Here is a 23,049-nt window from a genome sequence, read left to right on the forward strand (position 1 = left end):
GTTAAAATGAAAATTAAGACAAAATTGTTCTCATTTTAAATGGGGGAGGCGAGAATGTGTTATATACGGCTCTACTGATTGACATCGTCGCTATTGTAATTACAGGAAAGTTGTTTCAAGCTTCAAAATCAACAAGGGTTTTTGAAGTGATTAGCCAAATTTTTGCGGCACTCATAGTAATAATGATGGGCAAACTTGAGGTTAGCTATATTAATCTTGGCAATTTAAATCTAATCGAATTGGGGTATCTAACGATTCCTTTTACCTTACTGCTTCTTATAAGTCTCTCAAATGTGATGAATGTAGAAAAAGTGCAAAATAATTCAATTTTACTGCTGCCATTCGTCTCATTCATTTGTTTTTCATTATCTGCTTTCTTCACAGGTGATCCATTTGTATTAAATACGGGGATATGTGCATGTTTAACGATTATAATGATCCTGCTATTAGGCTACTTTTCAGGTAAAGTAATTGTAGGAAGAACGCTCACAACGTTAATAGGTTTCGTAATAGCAGTGCTTTCGACGTCCTTAATTCTGGCTTCAATGGCAGCAATTTATATACCGATTTTTACTTTGGCGCTGCCATTGACTGTACATAATTATCTTCAAGATATACTTCCGTCAAAGCAGTCAACAACAGTCAGCTCTTTAACAGCCATGTTATTTGGTGTATTGCTGTTCATAATTCCTTCTAATTTCTTGTGGATTCTTCTAGTTGGTTTCATGATTCTTCTGGCTATCATGCAAATCCCACGTAAATATCGTTTTATTTAGGTAAAACAGATCGATTAAGATAAAAAAGCGTTTTACACCGATAAGGAAATACCAAATTAAAAAGCTCAACTTCTCTGCAATCAAAATAGAGAAATTGAGCTTTTTAGTTACTTCATTTATTTATTATTTATTGAATTCATTAACTGGAAGAAATATTCAGGTTTGTGAGTCTTATTTAGGTTATACCATGAATGTAATGTATCTTGTGAAAATACATCAATTTTTTTCAGTACTTCCATCGCAAATTCCAGAGGGGCCACTCCTGATGCTGTAACCAAATTTTCATCAGAAACCGCAAGTCCCATCTCATAGGATTTTTCTCCGTTATAATTAGGACAAACCATTTTAGTATATTCTAAGTTATTACTTGTATGCTTTCTAGAATCTAGGTATCCCATATTCGCAAGGCCCTCAACTGCACCACAAATGGCAGCCACAATCGTGCCTATCTTTAAGGCTTGGCCAACTCTTTCCAAAATGGGTTTATGAATTTCTTCACTCCAAGTAGTCCCTCCTGGTAAAATTAAAAGATCTTTACTCTCAAAAGTACATTCATCAAGGGAAATATCTGGCTTTATGCTCAGTCCTCCCATCGTAGTAATCATTTCCTTATCAGCTCCTACTGTAATCACTTTTATAGGTGCTACATCTTTTTTGAAATATCTTCCTGAGCTTAGTTCAGCAATTAAATATCCATATTCCCAGTCCGACATTGTATTAAAGACATAGAGAAAAGCTTTTGTTGATTGCATCCAATAACACTCCATTCACAATTGATATAGCTATTATAAAAAAACTTCCCTGACAGTTAACGTCAGGGAAGTTATCATACTTGGTGAAATTTTATTAATTCCGACAGAACTTCAACAAGTCTTTTCTTAAGACTGATTGGCTCAATCACTTTAATCGATGTATTGTACGGTAAAAGTAAATAAGGTACATATGTATGTATCACATCTTTTACAAGAAGAAAAACGGCTTGATTGGAAGTCCGTTCTTGTACATAATGTCCTAAAAACCAATGTTGGCAAATATCATCCAGTGCACTTTTATCCCCATTAAGAACCAAAGACATAATCCCTTTTTTATCCTCTATTGTTGGAAGAAGGTTTTTTATAAAGTAGTCACGTGCTGAAAAATTTTCCGGCCGATTAAACGTATTCTCAGTTTGCATAAGACTTTCAATTCGATCTACTCTAAAACTACGGATATCATTCCTAAGATGACAAAATCCAATCACATACCACTTGTTATTCCAATAGATAATTCTGTACGGATCGACTAATCTATCATTTAATTGCTTTTCAGCACTTTTATGGTAAAGAATTTTTACTGAGTACCCGTCAGCTACGGACTGCTCCAACTCCTTCAATAAAGGTTCCATAGAGAGTGAACTTAATCGACTTATTACTTCAAGACTGGTTATATGTTGGTTTATCTTTGTTTCCTGCTCTTGATTTGAGTGTTTACTTAGTTTTGAAATGGCCCTATTCAGTGCTTCACCGCCATAATATCCGGCTTCTTCTGCAAAAACAGCAGCGTGAAATAGTGAAGTTTGCTCTTCAAAATCAAAAAAAAGAGGAGCCTCAATAAAATTGTTCATTAAAGTGTATCCACCGTTATGTCCTGGTTCTGAAATAATAGGTACTCCACTTGTTGAAATGGTATCAATATAACGATACACAGTCCTTATATTCATCTCTAACTTCTCTGAAATTTGTTTAGCAGTAATTTTTTTACCTGAACGAAGCATCCATAGAATTGCTAACATATTGTCAATTTTAGGCATATAATTCCACCTTTATATCAATTTTTCTTACTTCACTTACCAAAATAAAAGGACCCTGACAAAAAGAGTCCTTTTTCCTTTTTAAATTTTGGTTCCCTTAAGCAAGTCTTCAAGTCGGGACTGGTGATTTTCCCTGTCGAATGCTGAATTGTCCAGTAGGAATTTTTCCATTTTGAGAGAATGGAAGATTTTCATCTCCAACTCATGACGTTTTTTTAACACTTCAATGGTGCCTTCCAATCCTTCATATCCATTCGCTTTTCCATATCCTTGGCCACAATAGTAGTCCATGAAGAAAGTGCTCCATTCTTTAGGTCGAACCTCCACAGCTCTAAGGAATGCTTTTTCCAAGTCATTTTGAGTAACATAGAGAAGAAGGGGATTCAGGCTATCTACAGCAGCAGCCAATCGTTGTACATATTCCATGGCCAAAATGTCAGATTCATTATATTTCACCAAACTCATGGTCACCGGGTTTTGAATGAAGCAGCACTCAAAAATATAAATGACATCATTCGCTGCTGCCTGCTCCGCGATTACTTCCCAGCGTTCCGTAATCAGTTTCATATGGACATCAAGGGTAAGTTCATAAATATCCCGGGAACTCAACTTTTCCCAGAATTCATCAGGTGCTTCTATGTCATTTTTCATCTTCACATAAGAAATAAGCATATGATTGCCCTTGCTTTGAAGGGTATATGGTGCAGCTGCCTTTGTATATTCAGGGAATTCTTTCATAAGCGAATCAAATTCATCCTCTGTTAAATAGGCAACACCGTCATAATCAGCGGGGTGATCCAAATTCCCTTCTAGGAATAATTCTACTTTTTCATTCTGCTTCTCCAGCAGTTCCTTGACGAAATTTGCTGTCGTGGATTTTCCAAATCCGGGAAGACCTTCTACCAATATCAATTTTGTTCTCATTTCGTAATCTCCTTTTGAATCTCAAGAAATATATTCGCTTAGCAACCCAGAAATCCCTTCTCAAGAAAACGATAATATTATTATGTAAATCATTCCGTTCCAAACAATACAAAGAGCAGTATAGCCGGCCATTTGCCATACTGCTCACATAGGTTGTGGTAGGGTAGGAAACTTAGATCCTGCGCTTGATTTCTTCCAGCAAGGATTTCATTTCTTTCAGTTCTTGCAGGATTGCATTGTTGTTGGAGTCCGTCTCACGCACTTGACCCACTGAATCTTTCAAAGAAGAGATATCCGTGATTGATTTCAATACACCGTCATCAGCCATTAATTTTACTGCATTTTCGAGAAGTTGATCGTTTTTCATCAGTTGAGATGCTGCGTTCATTAAAGATTCCAAATCAAAAGATTTTTCATCAGACATCCATTGTTCCTCCCTTCCATAATATTGAATGTATGACCCCAGAAAGCGGAAGAACCGCTTCTTGGGGCAGAAGATATCAGGATCCTAAAACTCTTCTTACATACCTAAAACTGCTGTGATGGCATCTCTGATTGCTTGGCGTTGTGCATCTGTGCCCAAAAGCAAGGCTAAGATATAAACGACACCCAACCCGATTGCCAAAAGAATGGAAACTAAGTTAATCATGAATTCTACCTCCTTTCAAAAGGAAATAGAAGATATCTTCTTACATTCATAAGATATGAAAGTTAAGGGGACATGCTTATGCGAATTTACTAGTTTTCTAAAAAGGGCTAGGAGATATTATAAAAAAATAGTTTGTAAAAAAATGTTTATCAGACTATTGCAACTTTTATGAAGGTAGTGTATATTCTGTAGTAATCAATCAAAGCGAAATGCTTGGATCAGGACATGAGTAATTCCAACCTCATTCAAAGAGACGGAAGGGCAGCTGAAAACTTCCGATTGCAGGGGAATGACTTACCACCTGGGAGCCGCATTGGGGAACATTGAGCAACCGATGCCGCAGACGCTGCGTTAAAGCGACAAAGTGCCGCATCGATTCTGATGAATCAGCGGAATTTGGGTGGAACCACGGGTATCTCACACACTCGTCCCTATTTATAGATAGGGATGGGTGTGTTTTTATTTTCCAAAAAAGAAAAGCAAAGAACAGGACACGAGTGATTTTCACCGGTTTGACAGAGAGGGAGAGTGCTGAGAACTCCTAAACATAGGGAATATCATTTACCGCCTGGGAGCCGCATTGGGGAACATTGAGCAAACGATGCCGCAGACGCTGCGTTAAAGCATACGAAGTGCCGCATGGTTTTTGAAGAAAAACCAGCGGAATTTGGGTGGAACCACGGGTATTTATCACACTCGTCCCTTTTATAGGGATGGGTGTGTTTTTTTATTTTTATTAAATAATAAAAAGGAGAGAGTATTATGCAAAATTCATTTCAATCACTTAATGAGGAAATGCTAAAAAAGGATTTACAAGAATTCATGGAAGGCCGCTTGAATTCTGTACAAAAAGAAGAAGGAGTGGTTTCTGCCATCATCCTGCCTCATTCCGAGGAAGATCATTCAGAATTTGCCGCTGAAATCGCGAGAAAATTGAAGCAGGCAGGAGTCCACTTAAAACTGGATGAACGGAATTTATCGTATGAGCAAAAATTGAACGAGGCAGTGGAAGAAGGCTGGGATTATGTTGTTTCTCTTGGTGACAAAGAAAAGGAATATTATTATTTGAGTGTAAGGGAAAAAAGTGCAGTTAAATTTGAATTTTTCTGGCTTGGCGACTTTATAAAAATCGCACGCAAAAGAAGGCACTCCTTATAAGGGAGACGCCTTCTGCTTGTTGTATTCATCCACAAATAGCGTGCCATTCGAGCTGATGACTGCATAGAACACGTTATTAAGCTGAATTCGTCTCTTCAGCAATTCTTCCAAAACCCACTTTTCTGTATAAGGTGTCCTCAAGTTTTCTTTAATCAGTTTCCTTTCCATCACCACTTCAATAGGAAGGGATTGGACATTTTGAATCATCGGATTAATATCTGATTTGGATGCTGGTTCATAGGCTGTTTTTTTCATGATAGAGAGATTTCCGCTGGATTCCAAAATCGCCATTTCCACTTGGGTGATGTCAAATATCCCTTGTTCTCGCAAATGTTGATTTAAGTTATCGATTGAATATTTGATCCGTTTCATTGCTTCTTCATTGATTTTTCCATTTTCAATGACCGGTTCCGGTTTTCCTGAGAAAAATGACCGGAATTTTCTGCTGTAAAAGGAAGAATTGAGAACTATGATATACAAGATGATAAGTGAAATAAATGACCAAAGAAGGGGCCAAAATTTCAAGTTTGTATCGAATCCCATATTGGCAATGAATGACCCCAAGGTAATTGATAGGGCAAAACTATAATGGTTTTTGTGGGCATTCAACTGTTTTCCGATAAAAAACGTGACCAACAATAATATCAGTAAAGAAAAAATCGTGCGTAAAACGGCGGGTATGGTGATTTCCATAATCATAACATCCTAACATTTACGTATTAGGATTATTATCCCACCCGTTGAGTCATCAAATACCCCTTACACAGCAGTTTCCTTTGTTTTCTCCACGAATGCTTTCTTCATAAAAGGAATGATCAATGAAATCCCTGATAATGCTACGATCAGCCCCGACCAGCTTAAAATGGAAGACATGGCTATATAGTTGATAATGAACGAGCCAAACAACGTGCCAATTGGAACGATAAACGTCGAAAGGGCTGTCAGGACGCTGCCCACCCTTCCCCTTTTGTCATCCGGAACAAGTGTCTGAAACAAAGTGGAAATCCCGACGCTCGCTAGGCTGATCCCAAACCCCAAAACAAAGGCAAAGGAAATCAAGGCAAAATAGGATTGTAAGAAAAGACCTGCAATCAGCAGCGCGATGCCTTCAATGCTTAGACCAAAAATGACCATGGCCGTTTTATTTTTAAAGACATTCCATAAAATGAGCAGGCTTCCGGCTAAAGCACCGATGGAAATGGATGCATCGATGAAACCCATCGTGCTTGCGCTTGTTTGCAAGATCTGGCTGCAAATGATGGTGATATAAACCTGCAGAGGCGCAAGGAAAAAGTTAATTAAAATCCCTCCAACTGCAATAAGGTGTAGAAGGGGACCGAAATGCCAAATATACTGAAGGCCTTCTTTAAATTGCTCCATGAATTTTGATTGTCTGTTCTTCAAATCAAGAATCGGAATTCTGATAAAGGATTCAGACAAAGCGGATAAAATAAAGGATACTCCGTTAATCAGAAAAAGGATCCACATATCTGTAAAGGCTATCAACGCACCCCCGATTGCCGGTCCAAGGATATTCGACATCTGGGTGGTCATTTGCGTCAAAGAATTCGCTTTTGCCAATTGATCTTGCGGCACAATTAAAGGAACCGTCGATGAAATGGCAGGGGAGAAAAAGGCTGAGACAGATGAAGATAGAATCATAAGGACGTAGAGCCACGCAAGGGGAAAAGATTCTGCTAGTATCAATAAACTCATCCCTATCATTAGAACTCCATTAAGCAAATCGGTTGAAATGAGCAGCTGCTTTTTCAGATTGCGGTCAGAGAGGACACCAGCAATGGGAGAGAAAATCACAGTTGGAATGGTGAAGCATAGAACGCTCAATCCTAAAGCCACAGAAGACCCCGTCTTCTCTGCGATATACCACATCAAAGCAATCATGTACAACCGGTTTCCAAAGACTGATACTGTATTTCCTACCCATAAAAGGAGAAAATCCCGATTTTTCCATAATGACATAAAAACACCTCTTTTAATATTTGTTGAAATAGTGTTTCGATACAAATCGAATTTAAGATTTTATGAAAAGCCCTCCTATAGGGCTAATCATTCGGAAAAAAGATTGGATGCAGCTTCGAAGAGCTCTTGGACCTTCTCTTTGTTCAGTTCAAAATAAACTTTATTCTCCATTCGTTTTGAAGTGACGATTTCATAGCTGGTCAAGAGGGAAAGGTGATGCGACACAGTTGAATTTGATAAATTGAGTTTCTTGGCCAATTCATAGCCGTAGAATGGCGACTTGCTTAGCATTTTCATGAGTTTCAGCCTTTTTTCGTCCCCGATTATTTTCAAAGCGTCCAATAGCTTCTCTTCGGTCCATCCCTCTGGCTGGCCATTTTCCGGCTGGTTGATTCCATAAAGGCATAAAATCGACCCTTCCTTATTGGATACCATTGAAGCGTGGCCATAAAAGAAGGAAGGGGCAAAAATTACCTCGGTCATCGGATCCAACACTGTATCCTTGGACAGGTATGGGAAAATCTCAAGGGCTTTGGATCGAGAAGATAACACTCCCGCATCTTTGATGATAAGGTAGCTTTCCTCATGATGTTCGAGAGCAAGATCCAGTTCATTTTTAAAGATGGAAACATAATAGTTTTTAAGAAGTGAGATCAGTCTTTCTTTCGTCTCTTCTCGATTGACGTATAGGAAAGTCAGCTTCCATTTCTCGGATTCCGGAATGGTCGATTCATTGATGAAATCAAGGACCTCCCCGGGATCGTTGATGGATTCGATCTCCTTGGATGTATAACCGGTTTGAAGCAGGTAGGTAAATAAATCAGCTGCTGGTGTATCGGCTAGTCTGACTAAAAACTGCTCAATATCTTGATGAGTATTGGTTTCGAATGAAAAACGGATTAGCGAAAGACCGATAAATGTTTCATAGTGGAAGAAAATATCCACTTCCTTTTTTTGCTCCAGATTCATTGCTGAGCCAATTCGCTCCAGACAAGATTTTAAAGTGGGGTGTAGTTCATACTCACTCTTTTTGGGCTTGATTTTTTCATTGTTGTGAACGATATAAAGGGAAGCAAGAAATTCAAAGACGGGAGAACTGATAAAGTGAATCCCGGTTTGTTGGTTGGTCAACGGAAAAAGCACCTCCGATATTTTTCGAATTAAACATTAGATATAAATAGAATGATAATGCTTTATTTCATATTCGTCAATTGTGTCTTTTGATACAAATCGAATCTAAAATCAATCCAGGATTTTTTAGGTGTATTTACTTTGACTTCGAGATATTACGGGAGTATAGTACATATGTAATGTATTTGCTTGAAAGGAAGTCCTAGATAATGAAACAATCATTCCATGAATCTCCGAATATATATCCAGGAGAAATTGAGTTATCAGTAGAAAATATTGATCAATCCACTCGTTTTTATCAAGAAATCATAGGATTGAAGATTCTACAGCAGACCGAGAAAACAGCAGTTCTGACAGCTGATGGCCAAAAACCATTGGTTCGATTGGTTCAGCCTGAGGAAATCGCGAAAAGGAATCCATCTTCAGCCGGCCTATTCCATTTCGCCCTCTTGATTCCAGATCGCAAAAGCTTGGCTGATGTTCTGCGTCATTTTGCGCTTGCCGGCTATCCTCTCCAGGGCGGATCTGATCATCTTGTAAGTGAAGCCATTTATTTGGCCGATCCGGATGGGAATGGAATCGAAATTTATTCAGACCGCCACCCTGACGATTGGAAATGGGAAAACGGGAAGGTATCCATGGACACTATCCAATTGAATGTCAACGATTTGATGGCCAAATGGGATGGAGATGAATGGACCGGACTCCCGGAAGATACGATCATGGGGCATATCCACCTGCAGGTATCGGATTTGAATCAGTCAGAGCAGTTTTATACCGGGTTGCTTGGCTTTGATGTGGTGAATCGATACGGATCGCAGGCACTGTTCATCTCAACGGGAAAATACCACCATCATATTGGATTGAATACGTGGAACAGCAAGGGAGCTGGCCCTCAGCCGGAAAATAAAACAGGATTGAATTGGTATTCCTTGATTTATCCAAGTGAACAAGAGAGGAATGCAGCCGCAGCAAAATTGGCTGCTGCAGGCTATTCCATTAAAGAAAATCATCATGAGGTTCTTGTGAAAGATCCATCTGGAATAACCATTTCATTGAAATATTAAATGACACGCTGGGTGCCTTGGGCATTCCAGCGTTTTTTTCGACAAGATTCGAGTGGTGTCTATTTTGGTGTTACTCTAGGTTTTCACTTTCGGAATATTATGGAAATGTGGTATGATCATGAAATATCTTTTATTTTTTGGGGGGATTTAGGTGTCTTATCCAATCAGGGTGAGAGCAGGGGTTGTGATCATTGAGAATGATCATATTCTTCTTACTGAGTTTAAGGATGAAAAAAGTGGTCTTCATTACAATTTTCCAAGCGGCGGCGTAGAAGCCGGTGAATCGGTAAAAGAAGCAGCAAAGAGGGAAGCTTGGGAAGAAGGGGGAGTGGAAGTGGAAATTGGGGAGTTTGCGTTTTCCTACGAATATTCCCCGCATTTGATTGACCATCGATTTGGTCCGGTTCAAGCGCTCAGCATGATCTTCAAAGCCACGCTTGACAGAAACTACGATTCATTCCAACCGGCGGCTCCGGATCCAAGGCAGATTGGGGCAAAGTGGATTCCCATTGAGAAACTGAGGGAAATCAAGCTTTATCCGGTTATTCAGGAAGAATTGCTGAATTATTTGCAGGACGGTGTGAAAGGTCAATACATAGAAGAGCATACCCTGTTCAAGAAAGTGTGAGGATTTGCCCAATTTCCATCAAATTTCCCTTTTCCTTTTTCTTTTGTCCGGGTATTCAGTATAATGAAAAAGGATGAACACTGGACGCTGGGATGTTAATGAAATAAAAAGACTCAGCAAATCCTTAAAAGCAAGCATCCATTGCACTAATTGACGCCAAGATCTTAGTAAATGAGGGATTTGAATGAAAGAAAGCAGCAAAAGTGAACTAATGAGCTGGATAAAAACCATAGGAATCACAGTCATAGTCGTCATCCTTGTGAGATCCTTCCTCTTCTCAAATTATGTAGTAGAAGGTAAATCGATGATGCCTACCCTTCAGGATGGAAACCGCTTGATTGTCGGCAAACTTGACTATGACCTGAAAAAGCCGGATCGATTTGACATCATCGTCTTCCATGCAACCGAAACCGCTGATTATGTGAAGCGCGTCATCGGACTGCCGGGAGATAAAGTTGCTTACAAAAATGATACTTTGTACATCAACGGCAAACCCATGAAAGAACCATATTTAAAACAATATAAAGCAAGGGTGACACAAGGGAATCTAACCCCTGATTTCACGCTTGAAGAAATTACAGGCGAAACAACCGTGCCAAAAGGAAAGCTCTTCGTCCTTGGCGATAACCGCCAAGTCAGTGAAGACAGCCGCGTCTTTGGATTTGTGGATCAAGACAAAGTGGTGGGAAAAGTGGATCTCCGCATCTTCCCATTCAATGAAATGCAAATCTTTACGGACAAAGAATCTGGCGCATCGTCAGCTGCTGAATAACGAAATGCCCGCTGGATCAATATGAATCCCGCGGGCTTTTTCGTGTTTTTAAGAAGAATTTCACGGATTTCCCGAGGGCTCCACCTAGTGCTGAAATAAAATCCCCTTTAATTTCCGATACTAATAAGCAATAAAATATTTGCTGGGCAGACCGCGGCATAGGTTAGTCACAGCCAATACTAGGGTAAAGAAAAGCAGATTGAATTACATATAGATATGGGGTTTTTGGATGAAGAGACGACGCATGGAGTTTTTGTTTCTGCTGGTATTGATGGCAGCGTTGTATGTGATTTTTTTAACGGGGTATTCCTTTTGGATTAAACTCTCGTTTGCATTGATTTACACATTTATCATACTGATTACAGCTTATTCCCTGATGCTTGAGAATCGATCGGCGCAGGCGACGCTGCTATGGATTTATGTGCTGGTATTCATACCGGTGCTTGGGTATTTATTTTACCTTTATTCCGGGCAGCTCTATCTGAAAGGTTATTTGTTCTACCATAAACGGAGGAATGACAGGGATGAATGGGAGAGGGTGATGAAAAGCGAGTCGTCTCCGGATCTTTCCTTCCTGCAGGACAATCAATTGGAGTTTGCGAAGTTTGCGGATCGTGTCGCCTTCTCATCGCTGAATTCAAAATCAAGGACCACCATCCTGAAAAACGGGGATGAGACATTCTCCAAAATAAAAGAAGAACTGGCTAAAGCAGAAGAATACATTCATATGGAATATTATATTTTCCGTTCAGACAGGCTTGGAAAGGAAATCATGGACATTCTGATAGAGAAAGCAAAAGCTGGAGTGGAAGTCTTATTTACGTTTGACTCAGCTGGCAGCATACATCTTTCCAATGAGGACATCAAAGCAATGCAGGCAGCCGGGATTCAGGTTTACCCATTTTCACCGTTGAAATATGGATTCTTTAATCAAAAATTCAACTTCCGCAATCATCGAAAGATTATTGTCATTGATGGGAAAGTGGGATTTGTCGGCGGATTGAATGTCGGCATCGAGTATCTTGGCGAGGATCCGGACTTTGGCTTTTGGCGGGATACCCATATGATGCTGGAAGGGGAAGCCGTCCATACCTTGCATACCGTGTTCTTGCTTGATTGGCAATATGTAAGCGGGGATAATTTACTCGGTGATTATGAACCGCCGGTAACAGAGGCTGAAGATGAATGGAATGGCGCTGTGCAGGTGGTTGCAAGCGGACCGGATACGGCAGAAGGAGTCATGAGCGACCTTTATTATACGATGATGTCATCTGCCAAACAGTCCATCTGGATTGCGACGCCTTATTTCGTACCGAATGAATCGATCCGGACAGCCCTTAGAATTGCAGCATCAAAAGGAATTCAGGTGCGCATCATGGTGCCGGAAATCAATGACGGGTTCCTGACCCAGTATGCAACGCGCTCCTATTTCGCTGAACTGCTGCGCTGCGGTGCGGAGATCTATTCCTATCAAAAAGGATTCATGCACCAGAAAATCATCATTGTGGATGGAAATCTCGCTTCACTCGGAACGGCCAATATGGATATGAGGAGCTTCCATCTGAATTTCGAGGTCAATGTCTTCATGCTGGGGTCCACATCCATCCGTGATCTTGTCGCTCATTATGAAGCCGATATGAAAGACAGCGTTCGAATCATGCCGGTCGAATATTATAAACGGGGGATTTGGCATCGGACGAAGGAATCGTTTGCCCGGATGTTCTCCGGCGTTCTGTAAAACAGCGTAACAAACCTCAAGAGTTTCTTTATCAAATAGCGAAACAGAACAGTGTTTCGCTATTTTTGTGTTTAAAAACCCTTATCATATCAAGTATTAAGCAGAATTATAACAAATTTTTCTATTTGCCTATTTACATGCGTAACGGTGTTATGTTACATTCTATGTATCAGAAAGGAGCGTTTCATTTGAGCCACGAATTAATTTCAAAAAAGGATTTATTGGACCTTACGGGCATTTCCTACGGACAGCTTTATCGCTGGAAACGGAAGAACTTGATCCCGGAAGATTGGTTCATACGTAAATCGACTTTCACGGGTCAGGAAACTTTTTTTCCAAAGCAAAAAATCATGGAGCGGATCGATAAGATTCAAACCATGAAGGAGAACCTTTCGCTCGATGAACTTGCGGATATGTTTTCTCCGACTGCCTCCAGTTTAAACCTGACAGCTAGTGAATTAATCTCCCGGGGGATCGCATCAGAAACAGTCATGAATTTCTTTTTGGAACATACAGGGGTTTCAGGGGAGTTCCCTTTTGACCAGATCCTGAATCTTTACATGCTCTCGTCAATGCTTGAATCCGGCGACATCCAGCTTGATGAAGGCAGGATGCTTCTGGAATTGTTGAAGGAACATTCTAAGCAGCTGCAGAAAAAGGACGCGATCATCATCTTTATTCGGAAACTAGGGATATCAAGCTGCCTCATTTTGATGAATGGGGAGGACGTGTTTTTTGAAAAAGGGACGAAAATGGTAGCCCGTCTTTCTATCACAAAATGCATGGAAGAACTGAAAACAAAATTACTTTAAATGGGGGATTAATATGAACGCGAATAAACTAGGGGATCTTCAAATCAATGGGATCGGCTCATCAAATGGCGGAACCTTTAATAAAGTCCAATTGAATGGAAAAGGTACTGTAAATGGGGATGCGGAATGCACAATTTTCGAATGCAACGGAGCAGGTGTGATGAATGGAAATGTGAAAGCAGAGAAAGCGACGGTCAGCGGCTCAGCGAAAATCAACGGACAATTGACGGTAGACGAAATAAATGTAAACGGCTCTGCTTCCATTCAAGAAAATGTCCAAATGGGGAAAATGACTGTGGCTGGCAAAGCTACCGTCGGAGGCAATCTTAAAGGGGAAGAGATGACTGTCAATGGCAAAGTGACTATTGATGGAGATTGTGAAGTCGAAAGCTTCAAAGGCGAAGGTGCTTTTATGATAGGCGGCCTCCTGAATGCGGAAACGGTAAGGATCAAACTTTCTGGGGAAAGCAAAGCAAAGGAAATCGGCGGTCAACAAATCATTGCTACTCAAGAGAAGCAAGCATTATTAAAACTGATTAAATCCTTTTTTCCAAATAAACTTGAAGCAGAAGTCATCGAAGGGGACGAAATCGAACTTGAAGGGACCACTGCACAAGTTGTGCGCGGCAATCAAGTGGTGATTGGACCAAACTGCGAAATCGGATTGGTCGAATACAGCGGAACATTCTTTCAAGATAAAAACGCTGTGGTGAAAGAATCAAGAAAGATCTAAGTAGAAAGAGGGGAGTATTTATGAGCGGACAAAATCATGTGAAAATTCATGGATCAGGAAGTGCATCCGGAGGAACATACGATAAAATCACCATCCGCGGGGAAGGAACGATCCTTGATGATGTGGAATGCCAGGTCTTTAAGACATTTGGCACCAGTGAATTGCAGGGTGATATCCGATACGAAAAACTGGATGTGTTCGGCGAAACCAATGTAAAAGGCGCCATGCATGGCACTGGACTGAAAGTGATTGGGCAGCTCACTTCTGGAAGTGATGCAGTTATTCATCATACAAAAGTGCGTGGATCACTTGACCTTGCTGGAGGAATCAAAGGAGAGAAAGCAGATATCAAAGGGAGCATTTCATCTGGTGGAAATATTGAAATGGAAACCTTCCAACTCCATGGCAATTTCGTTGCAGCAGGCTTGCTGAGTGCGGAAGTGCTGGATGTTGGTTTAAGGTTTGGCGTGAGCCGTGCAGCAGAAATCGGCGGCAGCAAAATTTCTATCAAGAAAAAATCTGCACTTCCTTTTTTACCGTTCGGCAAAGGGGATGGCACCCTGGAAGTCAAGATCATCGAAGGGGATGACATTACGATTGAAAATACACGTGCGGATATTGTGCGAGGCAAGAATGTGACTATCGGTTCAGGATGTGAAATCGGATTGGTTGAATATTCGGAGTCCTTCAAGCATAATTCTAATTCGACTATTAAAGAAAAAATATTTAATGGATCATATGAAAAGCCGCAGATGAAATGATCTGCGGCTTTGTTTTTTTACGGCTTATTAAAATGGTACATATCAATGAAAAACGGGAAAAATGTAATGGCAACAGCTACTGCCAGTATCAGGATGAGACCGGAGTATTTCCAGCGTCCCCGTTCCCTTCTGATAAAGCTGACGATGCAGTAAACCAAACTGAAAAGGATGGCCAGTGCGCCTGCGATTGTGAAAAGACCCGTCAAAAATGAACCAAATCCTACTGCTTGTGCGAAGAATTCAAGAATGATTCCTACGATTGCCAGGAGGAAGGACTTGAGGCCGAATTTCATTCCGTAAAACATGTCGATCACCTCTCAAAACCAATCTGAATTACAGAATATGCAAGAGGGACAGCAGTGATGACGGGATGAATGAAGTGACAAAAAATTGTAACGAAAGTCCGATTTTTAGTGAGCTAGTTTAAAAAATATAGCGCCCTGGATTCAAGGCGCTTAATTGTTCTTAATTAAATGTTTTCTCCTCAGCCGCATCCACCGTGTGCTTGAGCAGCATGGAAATCGTCACCGGGCCGACGCCGCCTGGGACAGGGGTGATGGCACTTGCGTTTTCATAGCATGCATCATAGTCGACATCGCCGATATTTCCTTTATTATAGCCGGCATCCAGGATGACCGCGCCTTTTTTGATCCAATCGCCTTTGACAAATTCCGGTCTACCGACAGCAGCAATAACGATGTCGGCCTGCTTGACGATGTCAGGGAGATTTTGCGTGTGTGAATGGCACGTAGTCACTGTCGCATCGCGGTTAAGAAGCAATGCTGAGACAGGTTTTCCGAGAATCGGACTCCTGCCGATGACAACGGCGTGCTTTCCTTTCACAGGAATTTCGTAGTCATCAATGATGCGCAAAATCGCTGCTGGTGTACAGGATGGATATTTTCCGAAGCCGAGGGCCGTCTGTCCGTAGCCGAAGCTGGTTACACCGTCGACATCCTTTTCGATGTCAATCCGCTCAAATGCTGCACGCTCATCGACATGCGAAGGGACAGGGTGCTGCAGAAGAATGCCATCTACTTTTTCATCCTCGTTTAATTCATCAATCACCGCAAGCAGTTCCTCAGTCGTGGTTTCTTCCGGCAGATGAATGCGCTTGGAGTCAATGCCGATTTTCTGACAGGCATTCCCTTTCATGCGTACATAGGTTTCTGAGGAAGGATCATCTCCAACCAATATGGTGGCAAGACATGGCGTCTTTCCTTTCTTTTTCAACTCTTCGACTCGTTCCTTCAAGCTGGCTTTCACGCCTTCAGCTACTTTGGTCCCATCCAAGATCAACTTTTCCATATATGTATCCCTCCTGAGAAAAAATAAAAAGAGATAAGGGGAATCTAATCCTTATCTCTGCCCAGACGACCCGACGTTATACTGAACACAGCTCCCTTGTGGTTGATTCCACGTTTGTCGTCAGTCACTGTGCAGGCAAGCTTGTATGTTACGGACATCATATCACAAACTGTATGTCCAATCAACTCAGATGCGAATGTTATTTATTAAAAATCACATAATGTTCGTATTTTGTCGAAAATCGGATAAATTATTCCATTAAGATTTAACAGCGAATAATATTCCATAATCAGTAAAAAATAGGGATATTAACTGTCGTAAGGGGATCAAGATGAAGAATATTAAAAGCGACGATACGGCACGGCGCTATAGGGCGCAGGTCAGCATTCTTGGCACCACTCAAGTTCATCTGCGCAATCCCTACATTGTCGCCTGGTGGTCTGCCGCATTTCCAGGCTTCGGGCATCTGCTCCTTTCAAAATACTTAAGAGGATACGTACTCTTCATCTGGGAAGTCGTCATCAATTTAAAAGCGCATGTCAATCTCGGAATGATCTATTCCTTTCAAGGGAAAATCGAAGAGGCAAAGGCAGTGCTGGACACAAGATGGCTCCTCATCTACATTCCGGTTTATCTTTTCGCCATATGGGACAGCTACCGCACTACAGTCGACATGAACAAAATCTATTACCTAGCTGACAAAGAAAATCACCGGTACTCAACCTTCGACATGGGATCGCTTGAAATCAATTACATGGACAAACGGCAGCCATTTTTGTCTGTCATCTGGTCCATGTTCATGCCAGGACTCGGACAGCTGTATATCCACCGTATTGCTACGGCATTCTTCATTATCGTGTGGACGGTTGTATTCTTCTTCCAGTCACATGAACTCGAAGCAATCCAACTCCTGTTTATGGGGGATATTGCGGGGTCCACTAAAGTGCTGGATGAAGAGTGGCTGCTATTTTTCCCGTCCATTTACGGCTTTTCCGTTTTCGATTCCTATTTGAATACCGTTGAAAACAATAAGCTGTTTAAGCAAGAGCAGAAACAATTTTTAAAAGATAATTATCAAAATAAGCATTTTGTCGTAAAAAAGGGATTCATATTGGAGTGAAAATATGCAAATTTTTTCGACCTTCCAGCATACAACTTATATAGAAATGGCCATTACAGCACTCCAGGAAAAAGGGATAAAAAAAGAGAATATCTTTGCGGTTCCCCTGCAGAATCCTCCTGCTGATCCAAAATTGTTTGATACCATGCACCATTCAGACGGGGTGTCATTAAGTGATATCGGCATGGTGCTTGCTACAGCCTTTTCGGTCATTGGCGCCAGTATCGGTTTTTCTTTGAAATGGGGGCCGATCTATTGGGGTTTGATTTATGCAGCAGCCGGATTTATTCTAGGGTTCGTGATCAAATTGATTTATTATAAGAAGAATAAGGTCAAAATGAAGCTGCAAGCGGGATTGATATCAGAAGTAATCTTGATTGTGGAATGCTTGGAAACCCAAGTGGACAGCGTGGAGCATATACTAAATATGTTTCGGGTCATGGGGATTGGGAAAGTGGCCAACTCGCTGGAAACAACGGATTCCTTTTTACAGGAATAATTAACATTCATTTTACAGGCTTAAAGAGAGCCTGTTTTCTTTTTTTCGATATAATGGAGAAAAAGAGCATAAGGGAGTTAAAAAAGAATGACGAGTTTTACAAAGAATGTAGTGGAGATCATCTTATCCATCCCAGAGGGGAAGGTCATGTCATACGGACAGATTGCAAGGGCGGCGGGAAGTCCACGCGCTGCGAGGCAAGTGGTGAGAATCCTCCACAGTATGAGTGCTAAATACAACCTGCCCTGGCACAGGGTCATCAACTCAAAAGGAGAAATCGGATTTCAGGATGAAGATTCGATGCGCGAGCAAGTCGATCGTCTAGAATATGAAGGGGTTGAAGTGTCACCCAAAAACAAGATCGATCTAACGGAATTCGGCTGGATTCCGGATAGACATGTGCAGTAGTGAATAAGATGGCAGGCAAGTCTTCATACTAAAGGTAAATATCCCCAGAGGAGGGGAACGTGATGGCTCAACCATCTTTCAAAAAAATTCACCTTGCTTTGCTAGTCATTGTCCTGCTTGTTTTGATCTGGTCCGGAATTTCCCCGAAAAGCTATCTGACATGGTCTCTGGAAGTAGGACCCGCCACCTTAGGCATCATCGTTCTGGCTGCTGCATATCGGAAATTCCAATTTACCACGCTTGTCTACATCATCCTATCCGTCCTGTGCATTTGGATGTTCATTGGCGGACATTATACGTATGAACGAGTGCCGCTCTTTAATTGGATCAAAGATCATTTCCACCTGAAACGGAATGAGTATGATCGAGTCGGACATTTTCTCAAAGGCTTTGCCGCCATCGCCGTCAGGGAAGTGTTGATAAGAAAATCCTGTCTGAAGCCTTCTAAGTGGCTGATCTTTCTCGTCCTTTGCGTCGTTCTCGCCTTGTCGGCATCCTATGAAATCGCCGAGTGGCTGGCGGCGGAAATCCTGGGACGTGAAGCACATGATTTCCTTGGGACGCAAGGGGACATATGGGATTCCGAGTGGGATATGGCCCTTGCTTTTTTAGGCGGGGTGCTCAGTCTTCTTACATTATCACGATTGCATCAATATTATCTAAGGCTCTTTTCTTAAAGTTTGTTGCTTTATGCAGTAAATCAGAATAACTGATGCAATCTATGCAGAAGATTTAGCTCGAAAAGAGCCTGGATACTTTATCCCAATGCGCAAAACATGTATTTATACGTTAAAATCGGCTTTAAGATTTTAACAACAATGTTTACGAAAACAGCCTTATTTAATCAAAAAAGGAACCCTTTCCAAGTGAGAGGGTTCCTTCTTGCTGTTCTTTAAAGTTCTACCGGTTTCATTTCTCCTGGCTTTGCATACGTCACATAAGTGCCGGCGATAAAGTCATGGATTGAGCGTTTATCGTCGCGCACACCAACCATGATGGCACTGACAATCACACCGATTCCAAGGGTCACCACATAAACAAGCCCCGCGACGACAATCCGGAGAAGCATAGTCCAAATCGTGACATTGCTGCCATCCACTTTGACAATGCGGATGCCGACAATCCTTTTCCCAACCACATACCCCGACCATAACACCGGCGTAATCAAATCATAAAGGAGCGTCAAGTTATTAAGCGGATGGTTTGTTTGAAAGTCCTGGTAAAATAAAAAACTGATGATTAGTCCAAGTGGAGTGGAAACGATCAATCCATCCAGCAGCGTAGCCCCCAAGCGGATCCAAAATCCTGCAGGTCTTACCATGTGAAAAACTCCTTCCTTACCCATATAGTAGGAAATTATACCATAGAAAAGATGGGGAATGACGGTACATTTTATTTTATTCAAGGGTTTCTTTCCTCAATACGAAATATTTCACCTTACATGAATATTCTTCCACAATCGTTACTTACTGGAACATCCTCCATTGCCGTTAAGGTTCAGGTATACTTTGGTTAGGCTGCCAATCTAGCAGCCGTATTTTCACGCATTGCGAGATAAATAGAATCAGAGGAGGAAAAGCAGATGAGAAACACTGGAAGAATGAGACTTCTGGCATCCATCATGCTGCTGGCAATGATCCTGATGCCATTGAAGCATGCGGCTGCCGCAGCTGCCTTCAGCGATATCCCATCGAATTATTGGGCAAAATCCGAGATTTATGAATTGGTAGATAAACAGGTTTTAACTGGCTACCCTGATAACACCTTCAAACCTGAGAGGAATGTTACCCGCTCACAGGCAGCTGTCATGATTGGGCGTTCGTTGAGGGTTGAAACAGCCGGCCACCCAGCACCCCCATTCAAAGATATCCCAAAAGGGACCGAAGCGTATCGATACATAACCGCACTAACAGACATGGGTGTTTTTTCTAAAGTGTCTTATTTTCATCCCGGAGACCCTCTGACAAGAGCGCAGATGGCTAAAATCCTGGCCATTTCCTATGAGCTGAAAATTCAATCATCCCATACGTTCAAGGACGTTGCATCCAATCATTGGGCCTATACTTATATTGAAAAATTGGCGGCTTCAGGGATCACAACAGGCAAAAAAGAAGGAATCTATGATCCTACCGGGAAAGTGAGCCGGTCTCAAATGGCCGTCTTCGTCAAAAGGGCAATGGATTATAAGAAAAATGGACAATCTGTCAGTGAAGTTGAATCCGTTTTAACCCTGGTTAATGCAGAAAGGGCTAAAACAGGTGCACCACCTTTAAAACTGGCTTCTGATATTTCACGCGTATCCGCAGCAAAAGCAGCCGATATGAGGGATAAGAATTACTTTTCACATACGTCTCCAACCTATGGAGATCCATTTAAAATGCTGACTAACTTTGGCATTCACTGGACCGCTGCAGGAGAAAATATCGCCGCCGGCCAGCCAGATGCCAAATCCGTCATGACCGCATGGATGAACAGCGAAGGACACCGTGCAAACATCCTAAACCCGAATTATACAGAAATCGGGATTGGACTCGCCAAAGGCGGATCCTATGGAACCTATTGGGTCCAAACATTTGTTAAAAGATAAATAGAAAGATAGAAAGGGCTGCAGTTTGCAGTCCTTTTTTCTATATAGGTGTGAAAATGGTTTGATTGAAGAGCGAAAGGTCATAGGAATAGTGAAAGTGTATCAAAAAGTGCCTGGATCGGGGTATTTTGATCAAAATGGGCAATTTTTTTACTATGAAAGGCCTTTTGGACCGATCAGAGGAAGGAAAAAGTAAGGAAAACATGGGCAATTTAAGCTCTCAGCAGGTTCTATGCGCGAAAAACCACGGTCTATGCGCCATTTACATTTCTTTATGCGCGAGAAAATCCAACCTATGCGCGAGATAATGTATCTTATGAACCAAAACACCATTCTTATGCGCCATTGCAAAAAATCTGCTCAAGAAGGGCTTCCTCGACACCAACATTCGAGTGATAGAATCGAGTCCCGGCGACAAAACATGACAAAATTCGGGTGGTGACAGTCACCTTTTTCGCTTAATGAATGTGCAATATTTGTTTAATGTTTTTGTATAAGTGGAATAGGTGATTTGACGCCATTTATAAAGGAAGTGATTAAATGTATGAAGAATTAGTAGTCAAAAATGACTCATTAAACTTGGAGATAATAGCTGAAAAGTACCTATTACTACTTTATAGATGTCTATTAAATGATGGACTTACGCAAGACCATGCAGAAAAAATCCTTTCAGAAGTATTTACATACATAAAAAAACACCCGGATTTTTTGAGTAGCCAACACAAGCTATCGGTTCGGCTTATCCAACTCTGCAGACATTTTTCCAATAGATTTGTACAAAAAGAAAAAAAGGTGAAAGCTATTCAAGTACTCTAGTGAGTGCTTTTTTTTTGCCATTCTTTATCCTCCCGTATAGAATAGTATAAAAAATATGGAAAATTAGTACTGGAGCATACCATCGAATATGCTCCTTTTTCCCGGTAGTTAAGGAACTGTCACATTTGGGTCGGAATTTTATTAGAGGGAAATGTTATAATGTATTCAGTTTGCTGCAAATATTCAGATGGATGTCTATTTGCCATCATCTGAAAATATAGAAAGAGGAGAGACTCATGGCGAAATCGAACCAGAAACCGTCTAAACAAACACCAAAATCTTCGGCCCGTCTAGTTTACTGGGTTGGCGGAATCGTACTCTTGGTCATCATCGCAATTATCTTCATTGGAAAACAATCAAATCATGTAGAGAAGCAAGATGCTTTTTCGTATAAAGATCAGCCTTATCTAGGCGAAAAATCAGCCCCGGTGAACATCGTGGAATTCGGGGACTATAAATGTCCTTACTGCAAGGCCTTCAATGAATCATTTGTCCCTGAAATCAAAAAGCAGGTAGTCGATACGGGTAAAGCCAAATTTTATTTCATTAATTATGCCTTTATCAATGTCGATTCAAAACGGGCCGCTAAATTTGCTGAAACGGTCTATAAAGAGCTCGGAAATGAAACCTTCTGGAAGTTCCATGATTTGCTTTACGAAAAACAGCCGGATGATAAAAAATATGAACAAATGGATTATTATACAGATGAGTTCCTAGAAAAAACATTAGCTGAAATCGCTGATCAAAAAGAGGTAGACCAAGTGGTGAAAGCGTACCAAAATGGGGAAGGGGATGCCCCGTTCCAAAAAGATATGGATACAGTAAAAGAATTGAAAGTCGAAAGTACTCCGACATTATTCATTAATGGCAAGCAATTTAACGGCAAAACTTTTGATGATTTCATCAAAATGGTAAACAAAGCGGAAAAGGAGTCCTAATATGAATAAACCTTTATTCGCCGCATGGATCACTTCCATTATCGCTTTGTTGGGAAGTCTGTATTTCAGCGAAATCCAGCATTTCATCCCATGCACCCTTTGCTGGTATCAGCGGATCTTGATGTATCCATTATTTGTGTTCATGGGAGTGGCCATTTACCGAAATGAACATCGCATTTATCCGTACATCCTGCCATTTTCCATTTTGGGAGTTGTCATATCGGCATACCATTACTTGCTGCAGCATGTACCTGCTTTACGCGAATTCGAAATGTGTACAAGCGGGGTCCCATGCTCCGGCAAATACATTGACTGGCTTGGATTCATCACAATTCCCCTATTAGCCTTCACGGCATTTACCATCATCACCATCTTGATGTTCGTGCTGCATAAGCAGGATAAACAGCAATAATATAGAAAATGCCGCTTCTCATAAAGGGAAGCGGCATTTCTTT

At 41.2% G+C, this 23,049-nt stretch carries 28 protein-coding genes, 1 riboswitch and 1 other annotated feature; of the genes, 17 read left to right on the forward strand and 11 right to left on the reverse strand.

What is annotated here, in order from left to right; all coding sequences use genetic code 11:
- Nucleotides 1-56: 56 nt before the first annotated feature.
- Nucleotides 57-776 carry an MraY family glycosyltransferase gene (locus DFR59_RS05310; protein ID WP_114744564.1) on the forward strand — a complete coding sequence of 240 codons (720 nt, stop codon included), beginning with the start codon at nucleotides 57-59 and terminating at the stop codon, nucleotides 774-776.
- A gap of 116 nt (nucleotides 777-892) precedes the next feature.
- Here the strand turns inward: DFR59_RS05310 and DFR59_RS05315 are convergent, their stop codons facing one another.
- The 5 genes from DFR59_RS05315 to DFR59_RS20500 all read right to left on the reverse strand — a co-directional run bounded on the left by DFR59_RS05315 (nucleotide 893) and on the right by DFR59_RS20500 (nucleotide 4,138).
- A complete protein-coding gene (locus tag DFR59_RS05315; protein ID WP_114744565.1) occupies nucleotides 893-1,528 on the reverse strand; it encodes a type 1 glutamine amidotransferase family protein in 636 nt (211 codons plus the stop codon).
- A gap of 74 nt (nucleotides 1,529-1,602) precedes the next feature.
- The gene (locus DFR59_RS05320) at nucleotides 1,603-2,565 is read right to left on the reverse strand and encodes a helix-turn-helix transcriptional regulator (RefSeq protein ID WP_114744566.1); all 963 of its coding nucleotides are present in this window, start codon (nucleotides 2,563-2,565) and stop codon (nucleotides 1,603-1,605) included.
- An 81-nt stretch (nucleotides 2,566-2,646) separates the two neighbouring features.
- Nucleotides 2,647-3,489, reverse strand: coding sequence for a P-loop NTPase family protein (locus tag DFR59_RS05325; RefSeq protein ID WP_114744567.1), 843 nt, complete (start codon nucleotides 3,487-3,489; stop codon nucleotides 2,647-2,649).
- Nucleotides 3,490-3,661: 172 nt separating this feature from the next.
- A complete protein-coding gene (locus DFR59_RS05330) occupies nucleotides 3,662-3,913 on the reverse strand; it encodes a hypothetical protein (RefSeq protein ID WP_114744568.1) in 252 nt (83 codons plus the stop codon).
- A gap of 96 nt (nucleotides 3,914-4,009) precedes the next feature.
- Nucleotides 4,010-4,138, reverse strand: a complete 129-nt coding sequence (locus tag DFR59_RS20500) for a hypothetical protein (RefSeq protein ID WP_281269338.1) — start codon at nucleotides 4,136-4,138, stop codon at nucleotides 4,010-4,012.
- Nucleotides 4,139-4,343: 205 nt separating this feature from the next.
- Nucleotides 4,344-4,574: a binding site (T-box leader), on the forward strand.
- A gap of 326 nt (nucleotides 4,575-4,900) precedes the next feature.
- Between DFR59_RS20500 and DFR59_RS05335 the strand changes: the two genes are divergently transcribed.
- A complete protein-coding gene (locus DFR59_RS05335; RefSeq protein WP_114744569.1) occupies nucleotides 4,901-5,296 on the forward strand; it encodes a His/Gly/Thr/Pro-type tRNA ligase C-terminal domain-containing protein in 396 nt (131 codons plus the stop codon).
- Here the strand turns inward: DFR59_RS05335 and DFR59_RS05340 are convergent.
- From DFR59_RS05340 to DFR59_RS05350, 3 genes are all read right to left on the reverse strand, one after another.
- Nucleotides 5,291-5,989 (reverse strand): DUF421 domain-containing protein, encoded by a 699-nt coding sequence (locus tag DFR59_RS05340; protein WP_114744570.1) that lies wholly within the window; start codon nucleotides 5,987-5,989, stop codon nucleotides 5,291-5,293. The genes DFR59_RS05335 and DFR59_RS05340 overlap by 6 nt on opposite strands.
- Before the next feature lie 66 nt (nucleotides 5,990-6,055).
- Nucleotides 6,056-7,276, reverse strand: coding sequence for an MFS transporter (locus DFR59_RS05345; protein ID WP_114744571.1), 1,221 nt, complete (start codon nucleotides 7,274-7,276; stop codon nucleotides 6,056-6,058).
- Between the two features lie 87 nt (nucleotides 7,277-7,363).
- Nucleotides 7,364-8,407: an ArsR/SmtB family transcription factor gene (locus DFR59_RS05350; RefSeq protein WP_114744572.1), complete on the reverse strand. Its 1,044-nt coding sequence runs from the start codon at nucleotides 8,405-8,407 to the stop codon at nucleotides 7,364-7,366.
- Between the two features lie 209 nt (nucleotides 8,408-8,616).
- Here DFR59_RS05350 and DFR59_RS05355 point away from each other — a divergent pair, with 209 nt between their 5' ends.
- The 7 genes from DFR59_RS05355 (at nucleotide 8,617) to DFR59_RS05385 (ending at nucleotide 14,918) form a co-directional block, all read left to right on the forward strand.
- Nucleotides 8,617-9,474 (forward strand): VOC family protein, encoded by an 858-nt coding sequence (locus tag DFR59_RS05355; RefSeq protein ID WP_114744573.1) that lies wholly within the window; start codon nucleotides 8,617-8,619, stop codon nucleotides 9,472-9,474.
- Between the two features lie 151 nt (nucleotides 9,475-9,625).
- On the forward strand, nucleotides 9,626-10,102 hold the full coding sequence (locus tag DFR59_RS05360; RefSeq protein WP_114744574.1) for an NUDIX domain-containing protein: 477 nt from the start codon (nucleotides 9,626-9,628) through the stop codon (nucleotides 10,100-10,102).
- Between the two features lie 184 nt (nucleotides 10,103-10,286).
- The gene (lepB, locus tag DFR59_RS05365) at nucleotides 10,287-10,874 is read left to right on the forward strand and encodes a signal peptidase I (protein ID WP_114744575.1); all 588 of its coding nucleotides are present in this window, start codon (nucleotides 10,287-10,289) and stop codon (nucleotides 10,872-10,874) included.
- Nucleotides 10,875-11,103: 229 nt separating this feature from the next.
- Nucleotides 11,104-12,612 carry a cardiolipin synthase gene (cls, locus tag DFR59_RS05370; protein ID WP_114744576.1) on the forward strand — a complete coding sequence of 503 codons (1,509 nt, stop codon included), beginning with the start codon at nucleotides 11,104-11,106 and terminating at the stop codon, nucleotides 12,610-12,612.
- Nucleotides 12,613-12,800: 188 nt separating this feature from the next.
- On the forward strand, nucleotides 12,801-13,424 hold the full coding sequence (locus DFR59_RS05375; protein ID WP_114744577.1) for a YhbD family protein: 624 nt from the start codon (nucleotides 12,801-12,803) through the stop codon (nucleotides 13,422-13,424).
- Nucleotides 13,425-13,437: 13 nt separating this feature from the next.
- Nucleotides 13,438-14,157, forward strand: coding sequence for a polymer-forming cytoskeletal protein (locus DFR59_RS05380; protein WP_114744578.1), 720 nt, complete (start codon nucleotides 13,438-13,440; stop codon nucleotides 14,155-14,157).
- Nucleotides 14,158-14,177: 20 nt separating this feature from the next.
- Nucleotides 14,178-14,918, forward strand: a complete 741-nt coding sequence (locus DFR59_RS05385; protein WP_114744579.1) for a cytoplasmic protein — start codon at nucleotides 14,178-14,180, stop codon at nucleotides 14,916-14,918.
- Nucleotides 14,919-14,935: 17 nt separating this feature from the next.
- Here DFR59_RS05385 and DFR59_RS05390 read toward each other — a convergent pair whose 3' ends face one another.
- On the reverse strand, nucleotides 14,936-15,223 hold the full coding sequence (locus DFR59_RS05390; RefSeq protein WP_114744580.1) for a hypothetical protein: 288 nt from the start codon (nucleotides 15,221-15,223) through the stop codon (nucleotides 14,936-14,938).
- Between the two features lie 160 nt (nucleotides 15,224-15,383).
- The gene (locus DFR59_RS05395; RefSeq protein WP_114744581.1) at nucleotides 15,384-16,226 is read right to left on the reverse strand and encodes a bifunctional 5,10-methylenetetrahydrofolate dehydrogenase/5,10-methenyltetrahydrofolate cyclohydrolase; all 843 of its coding nucleotides are present in this window, start codon (nucleotides 16,224-16,226) and stop codon (nucleotides 15,384-15,386) included.
- A 52-nt stretch (nucleotides 16,227-16,278) separates the two neighbouring features.
- A riboswitch (ZMP/ZTP riboswitch) is annotated at nucleotides 16,279-16,364 on the reverse strand.
- A 193-nt stretch (nucleotides 16,365-16,557) separates the two neighbouring features.
- Here DFR59_RS05395 and DFR59_RS05400 point away from each other — a divergent pair.
- From DFR59_RS05400 to DFR59_RS05415, 4 genes are all read left to right on the forward strand, one after another.
- Nucleotides 16,558-17,346 (forward strand): hypothetical protein, encoded by a 789-nt coding sequence (locus DFR59_RS05400; RefSeq protein ID WP_114744582.1) that lies wholly within the window; start codon nucleotides 16,558-16,560, stop codon nucleotides 17,344-17,346.
- Between the two features lie 4 nt (nucleotides 17,347-17,350).
- The gene (locus tag DFR59_RS05405; RefSeq protein ID WP_245948384.1) at nucleotides 17,351-17,845 is read left to right on the forward strand and encodes a hypothetical protein; all 495 of its coding nucleotides are present in this window, start codon (nucleotides 17,351-17,353) and stop codon (nucleotides 17,843-17,845) included.
- A gap of 87 nt (nucleotides 17,846-17,932) precedes the next feature.
- On the forward strand, nucleotides 17,933-18,253 hold the full coding sequence (locus tag DFR59_RS05410) for an MGMT family protein (RefSeq protein WP_114744583.1): 321 nt from the start codon (nucleotides 17,933-17,935) through the stop codon (nucleotides 18,251-18,253).
- A gap of 62 nt (nucleotides 18,254-18,315) precedes the next feature.
- A complete protein-coding gene (locus tag DFR59_RS05415; protein WP_114744584.1) occupies nucleotides 18,316-18,930 on the forward strand; it encodes a DUF2238 domain-containing protein in 615 nt (204 codons plus the stop codon).
- A gap of 215 nt (nucleotides 18,931-19,145) precedes the next feature.
- Here DFR59_RS05415 and DFR59_RS05420 read toward each other — a convergent pair whose 3' ends face one another.
- The gene (locus DFR59_RS05420; protein WP_114744585.1) at nucleotides 19,146-19,574 is read right to left on the reverse strand and encodes an RDD family protein; all 429 of its coding nucleotides are present in this window, start codon (nucleotides 19,572-19,574) and stop codon (nucleotides 19,146-19,148) included.
- 261 nt (nucleotides 19,575-19,835) lie between these two features.
- On the opposite strand from DFR59_RS05420, the gene DFR59_RS05425 reads away from it, so the two are divergent.
- The 4 genes from DFR59_RS05425 (at nucleotide 19,836) to DFR59_RS05440 (ending at nucleotide 23,006) form a co-directional block, all read left to right on the forward strand.
- Nucleotides 19,836-20,840 (forward strand): S-layer homology domain-containing protein, encoded by a 1,005-nt coding sequence (locus DFR59_RS05425; RefSeq protein ID WP_114744586.1) that lies wholly within the window; start codon nucleotides 19,836-19,838, stop codon nucleotides 20,838-20,840.
- Nucleotides 20,841-21,380: 540 nt separating this feature from the next.
- Entirely contained in the window at nucleotides 21,381-21,656 is a 276-nt protein-coding gene (locus tag DFR59_RS05430) for a hypothetical protein (RefSeq protein ID WP_114744587.1), read from the forward strand.
- A gap of 236 nt (nucleotides 21,657-21,892) precedes the next feature.
- Nucleotides 21,893-22,594, forward strand: a complete 702-nt coding sequence (locus tag DFR59_RS05435) for a DsbA family protein (RefSeq protein WP_114744588.1) — start codon at nucleotides 21,893-21,895, stop codon at nucleotides 22,592-22,594.
- A gap of 1 nt (nucleotide 22,595) precedes the next feature.
- Nucleotides 22,596-23,006, forward strand: coding sequence for a disulfide oxidoreductase (locus DFR59_RS05440; RefSeq protein WP_114744589.1), 411 nt, complete (start codon nucleotides 22,596-22,598; stop codon nucleotides 23,004-23,006).
- The last annotated feature ends 43 nt before the right edge of the window (nucleotides 23,007-23,049 follow it).

Origin of the sequence: Falsibacillus pallidus (genome assembly GCF_003350505.1) — a bacterium.
Lineage (GTDB): Bacteria > Bacillota > Bacilli > Bacillales > DSM-25281 > Falsibacillus > Falsibacillus pallidus.

Coding starts and splice junctions, on each gene's coding strand:
- DFR59_RS05315 (WP_114744565.1), bottom strand. CDS start 1,528: ATGCAATCAACAAAAGCTTTTCTCTATGTCTTTAATACAATGTCGGAC.
- DFR59_RS05320 (WP_114744566.1), bottom strand. CDS start 2,565: ATGCCTAAAATTGACAATATGTTAGCAATTCTATGGATGCTTCGTTCA.
- DFR59_RS05325 (WP_114744567.1), bottom strand. CDS start 3,489: ATGAGAACAAAATTGATATTGGTAGAAGGTCTTCCCGGATTTGGAAAA.
- DFR59_RS05330 (WP_114744568.1), bottom strand. CDS start 3,913: ATGTCTGATGAAAAATCTTTTGATTTGGAATCTTTAATGAACGCAGCA.
- DFR59_RS20500 (WP_281269338.1), bottom strand. CDS start 4,138: ATGATTAACTTAGTTTCCATTCTTTTGGCAATCGGGTTGGGTGTCGTT.
- DFR59_RS05335 (WP_114744569.1), top strand. CDS start 4,901: ATGCAAAATTCATTTCAATCACTTAATGAGGAAATGCTAAAAAAGGAT.
- DFR59_RS05340 (WP_114744570.1), bottom strand. CDS start 5,989: ATGGAAATCACCATACCCGCCGTTTTACGCACGATTTTTTCTTTACTG.
- DFR59_RS05345 (WP_114744571.1), bottom strand. CDS start 7,276: ATGTCATTATGGAAAAATCGGGATTTTCTCCTTTTATGGGTAGGAAAT.
- DFR59_RS05355 (WP_114744573.1), top strand. CDS start 8,617: ATGAAACAATCATTCCATGAATCTCCGAATATATATCCAGGAGAAATT.
- lepB (WP_114744575.1), top strand. CDS start 10,287: ATGAAAGAAAGCAGCAAAAGTGAACTAATGAGCTGGATAAAAACCATA.
- cls (WP_114744576.1), top strand. CDS start 11,104: ATGAAGAGACGACGCATGGAGTTTTTGTTTCTGCTGGTATTGATGGCA.
- DFR59_RS05380 (WP_114744578.1), top strand. CDS start 13,438: ATGAACGCGAATAAACTAGGGGATCTTCAAATCAATGGGATCGGCTCA.
- DFR59_RS05385 (WP_114744579.1), top strand. CDS start 14,178: ATGAGCGGACAAAATCATGTGAAAATTCATGGATCAGGAAGTGCATCC.
- DFR59_RS05390 (WP_114744580.1), bottom strand. CDS start 15,223: ATGTTTTACGGAATGAAATTCGGCCTCAAGTCCTTCCTCCTGGCAATC.
- DFR59_RS05395 (WP_114744581.1), bottom strand. CDS start 16,226: ATGGAAAAGTTGATCTTGGATGGGACCAAAGTAGCTGAAGGCGTGAAA.
- DFR59_RS05400 (WP_114744582.1), top strand. CDS start 16,558: ATGAAGAATATTAAAAGCGACGATACGGCACGGCGCTATAGGGCGCAG.
- DFR59_RS05405 (WP_245948384.1), top strand. CDS start 17,351: ATGCAAATTTTTTCGACCTTCCAGCATACAACTTATATAGAAATGGCC.
- DFR59_RS05410 (WP_114744583.1), top strand. CDS start 17,933: ATGACGAGTTTTACAAAGAATGTAGTGGAGATCATCTTATCCATCCCA.
- DFR59_RS05415 (WP_114744584.1), top strand. CDS start 18,316: ATGGCTCAACCATCTTTCAAAAAAATTCACCTTGCTTTGCTAGTCATT.
- DFR59_RS05420 (WP_114744585.1), bottom strand. CDS start 19,574: ATGGTAAGACCTGCAGGATTTTGGATCCGCTTGGGGGCTACGCTGCTG.
- DFR59_RS05425 (WP_114744586.1), top strand. CDS start 19,836: ATGAGAAACACTGGAAGAATGAGACTTCTGGCATCCATCATGCTGCTG.
- DFR59_RS05430 (WP_114744587.1), top strand. CDS start 21,381: ATGTATGAAGAATTAGTAGTCAAAAATGACTCATTAAACTTGGAGATA.
- DFR59_RS05435 (WP_114744588.1), top strand. CDS start 21,893: ATGGCGAAATCGAACCAGAAACCGTCTAAACAAACACCAAAATCTTCG.
- DFR59_RS05440 (WP_114744589.1), top strand. CDS start 22,596: ATGAATAAACCTTTATTCGCCGCATGGATCACTTCCATTATCGCTTTG.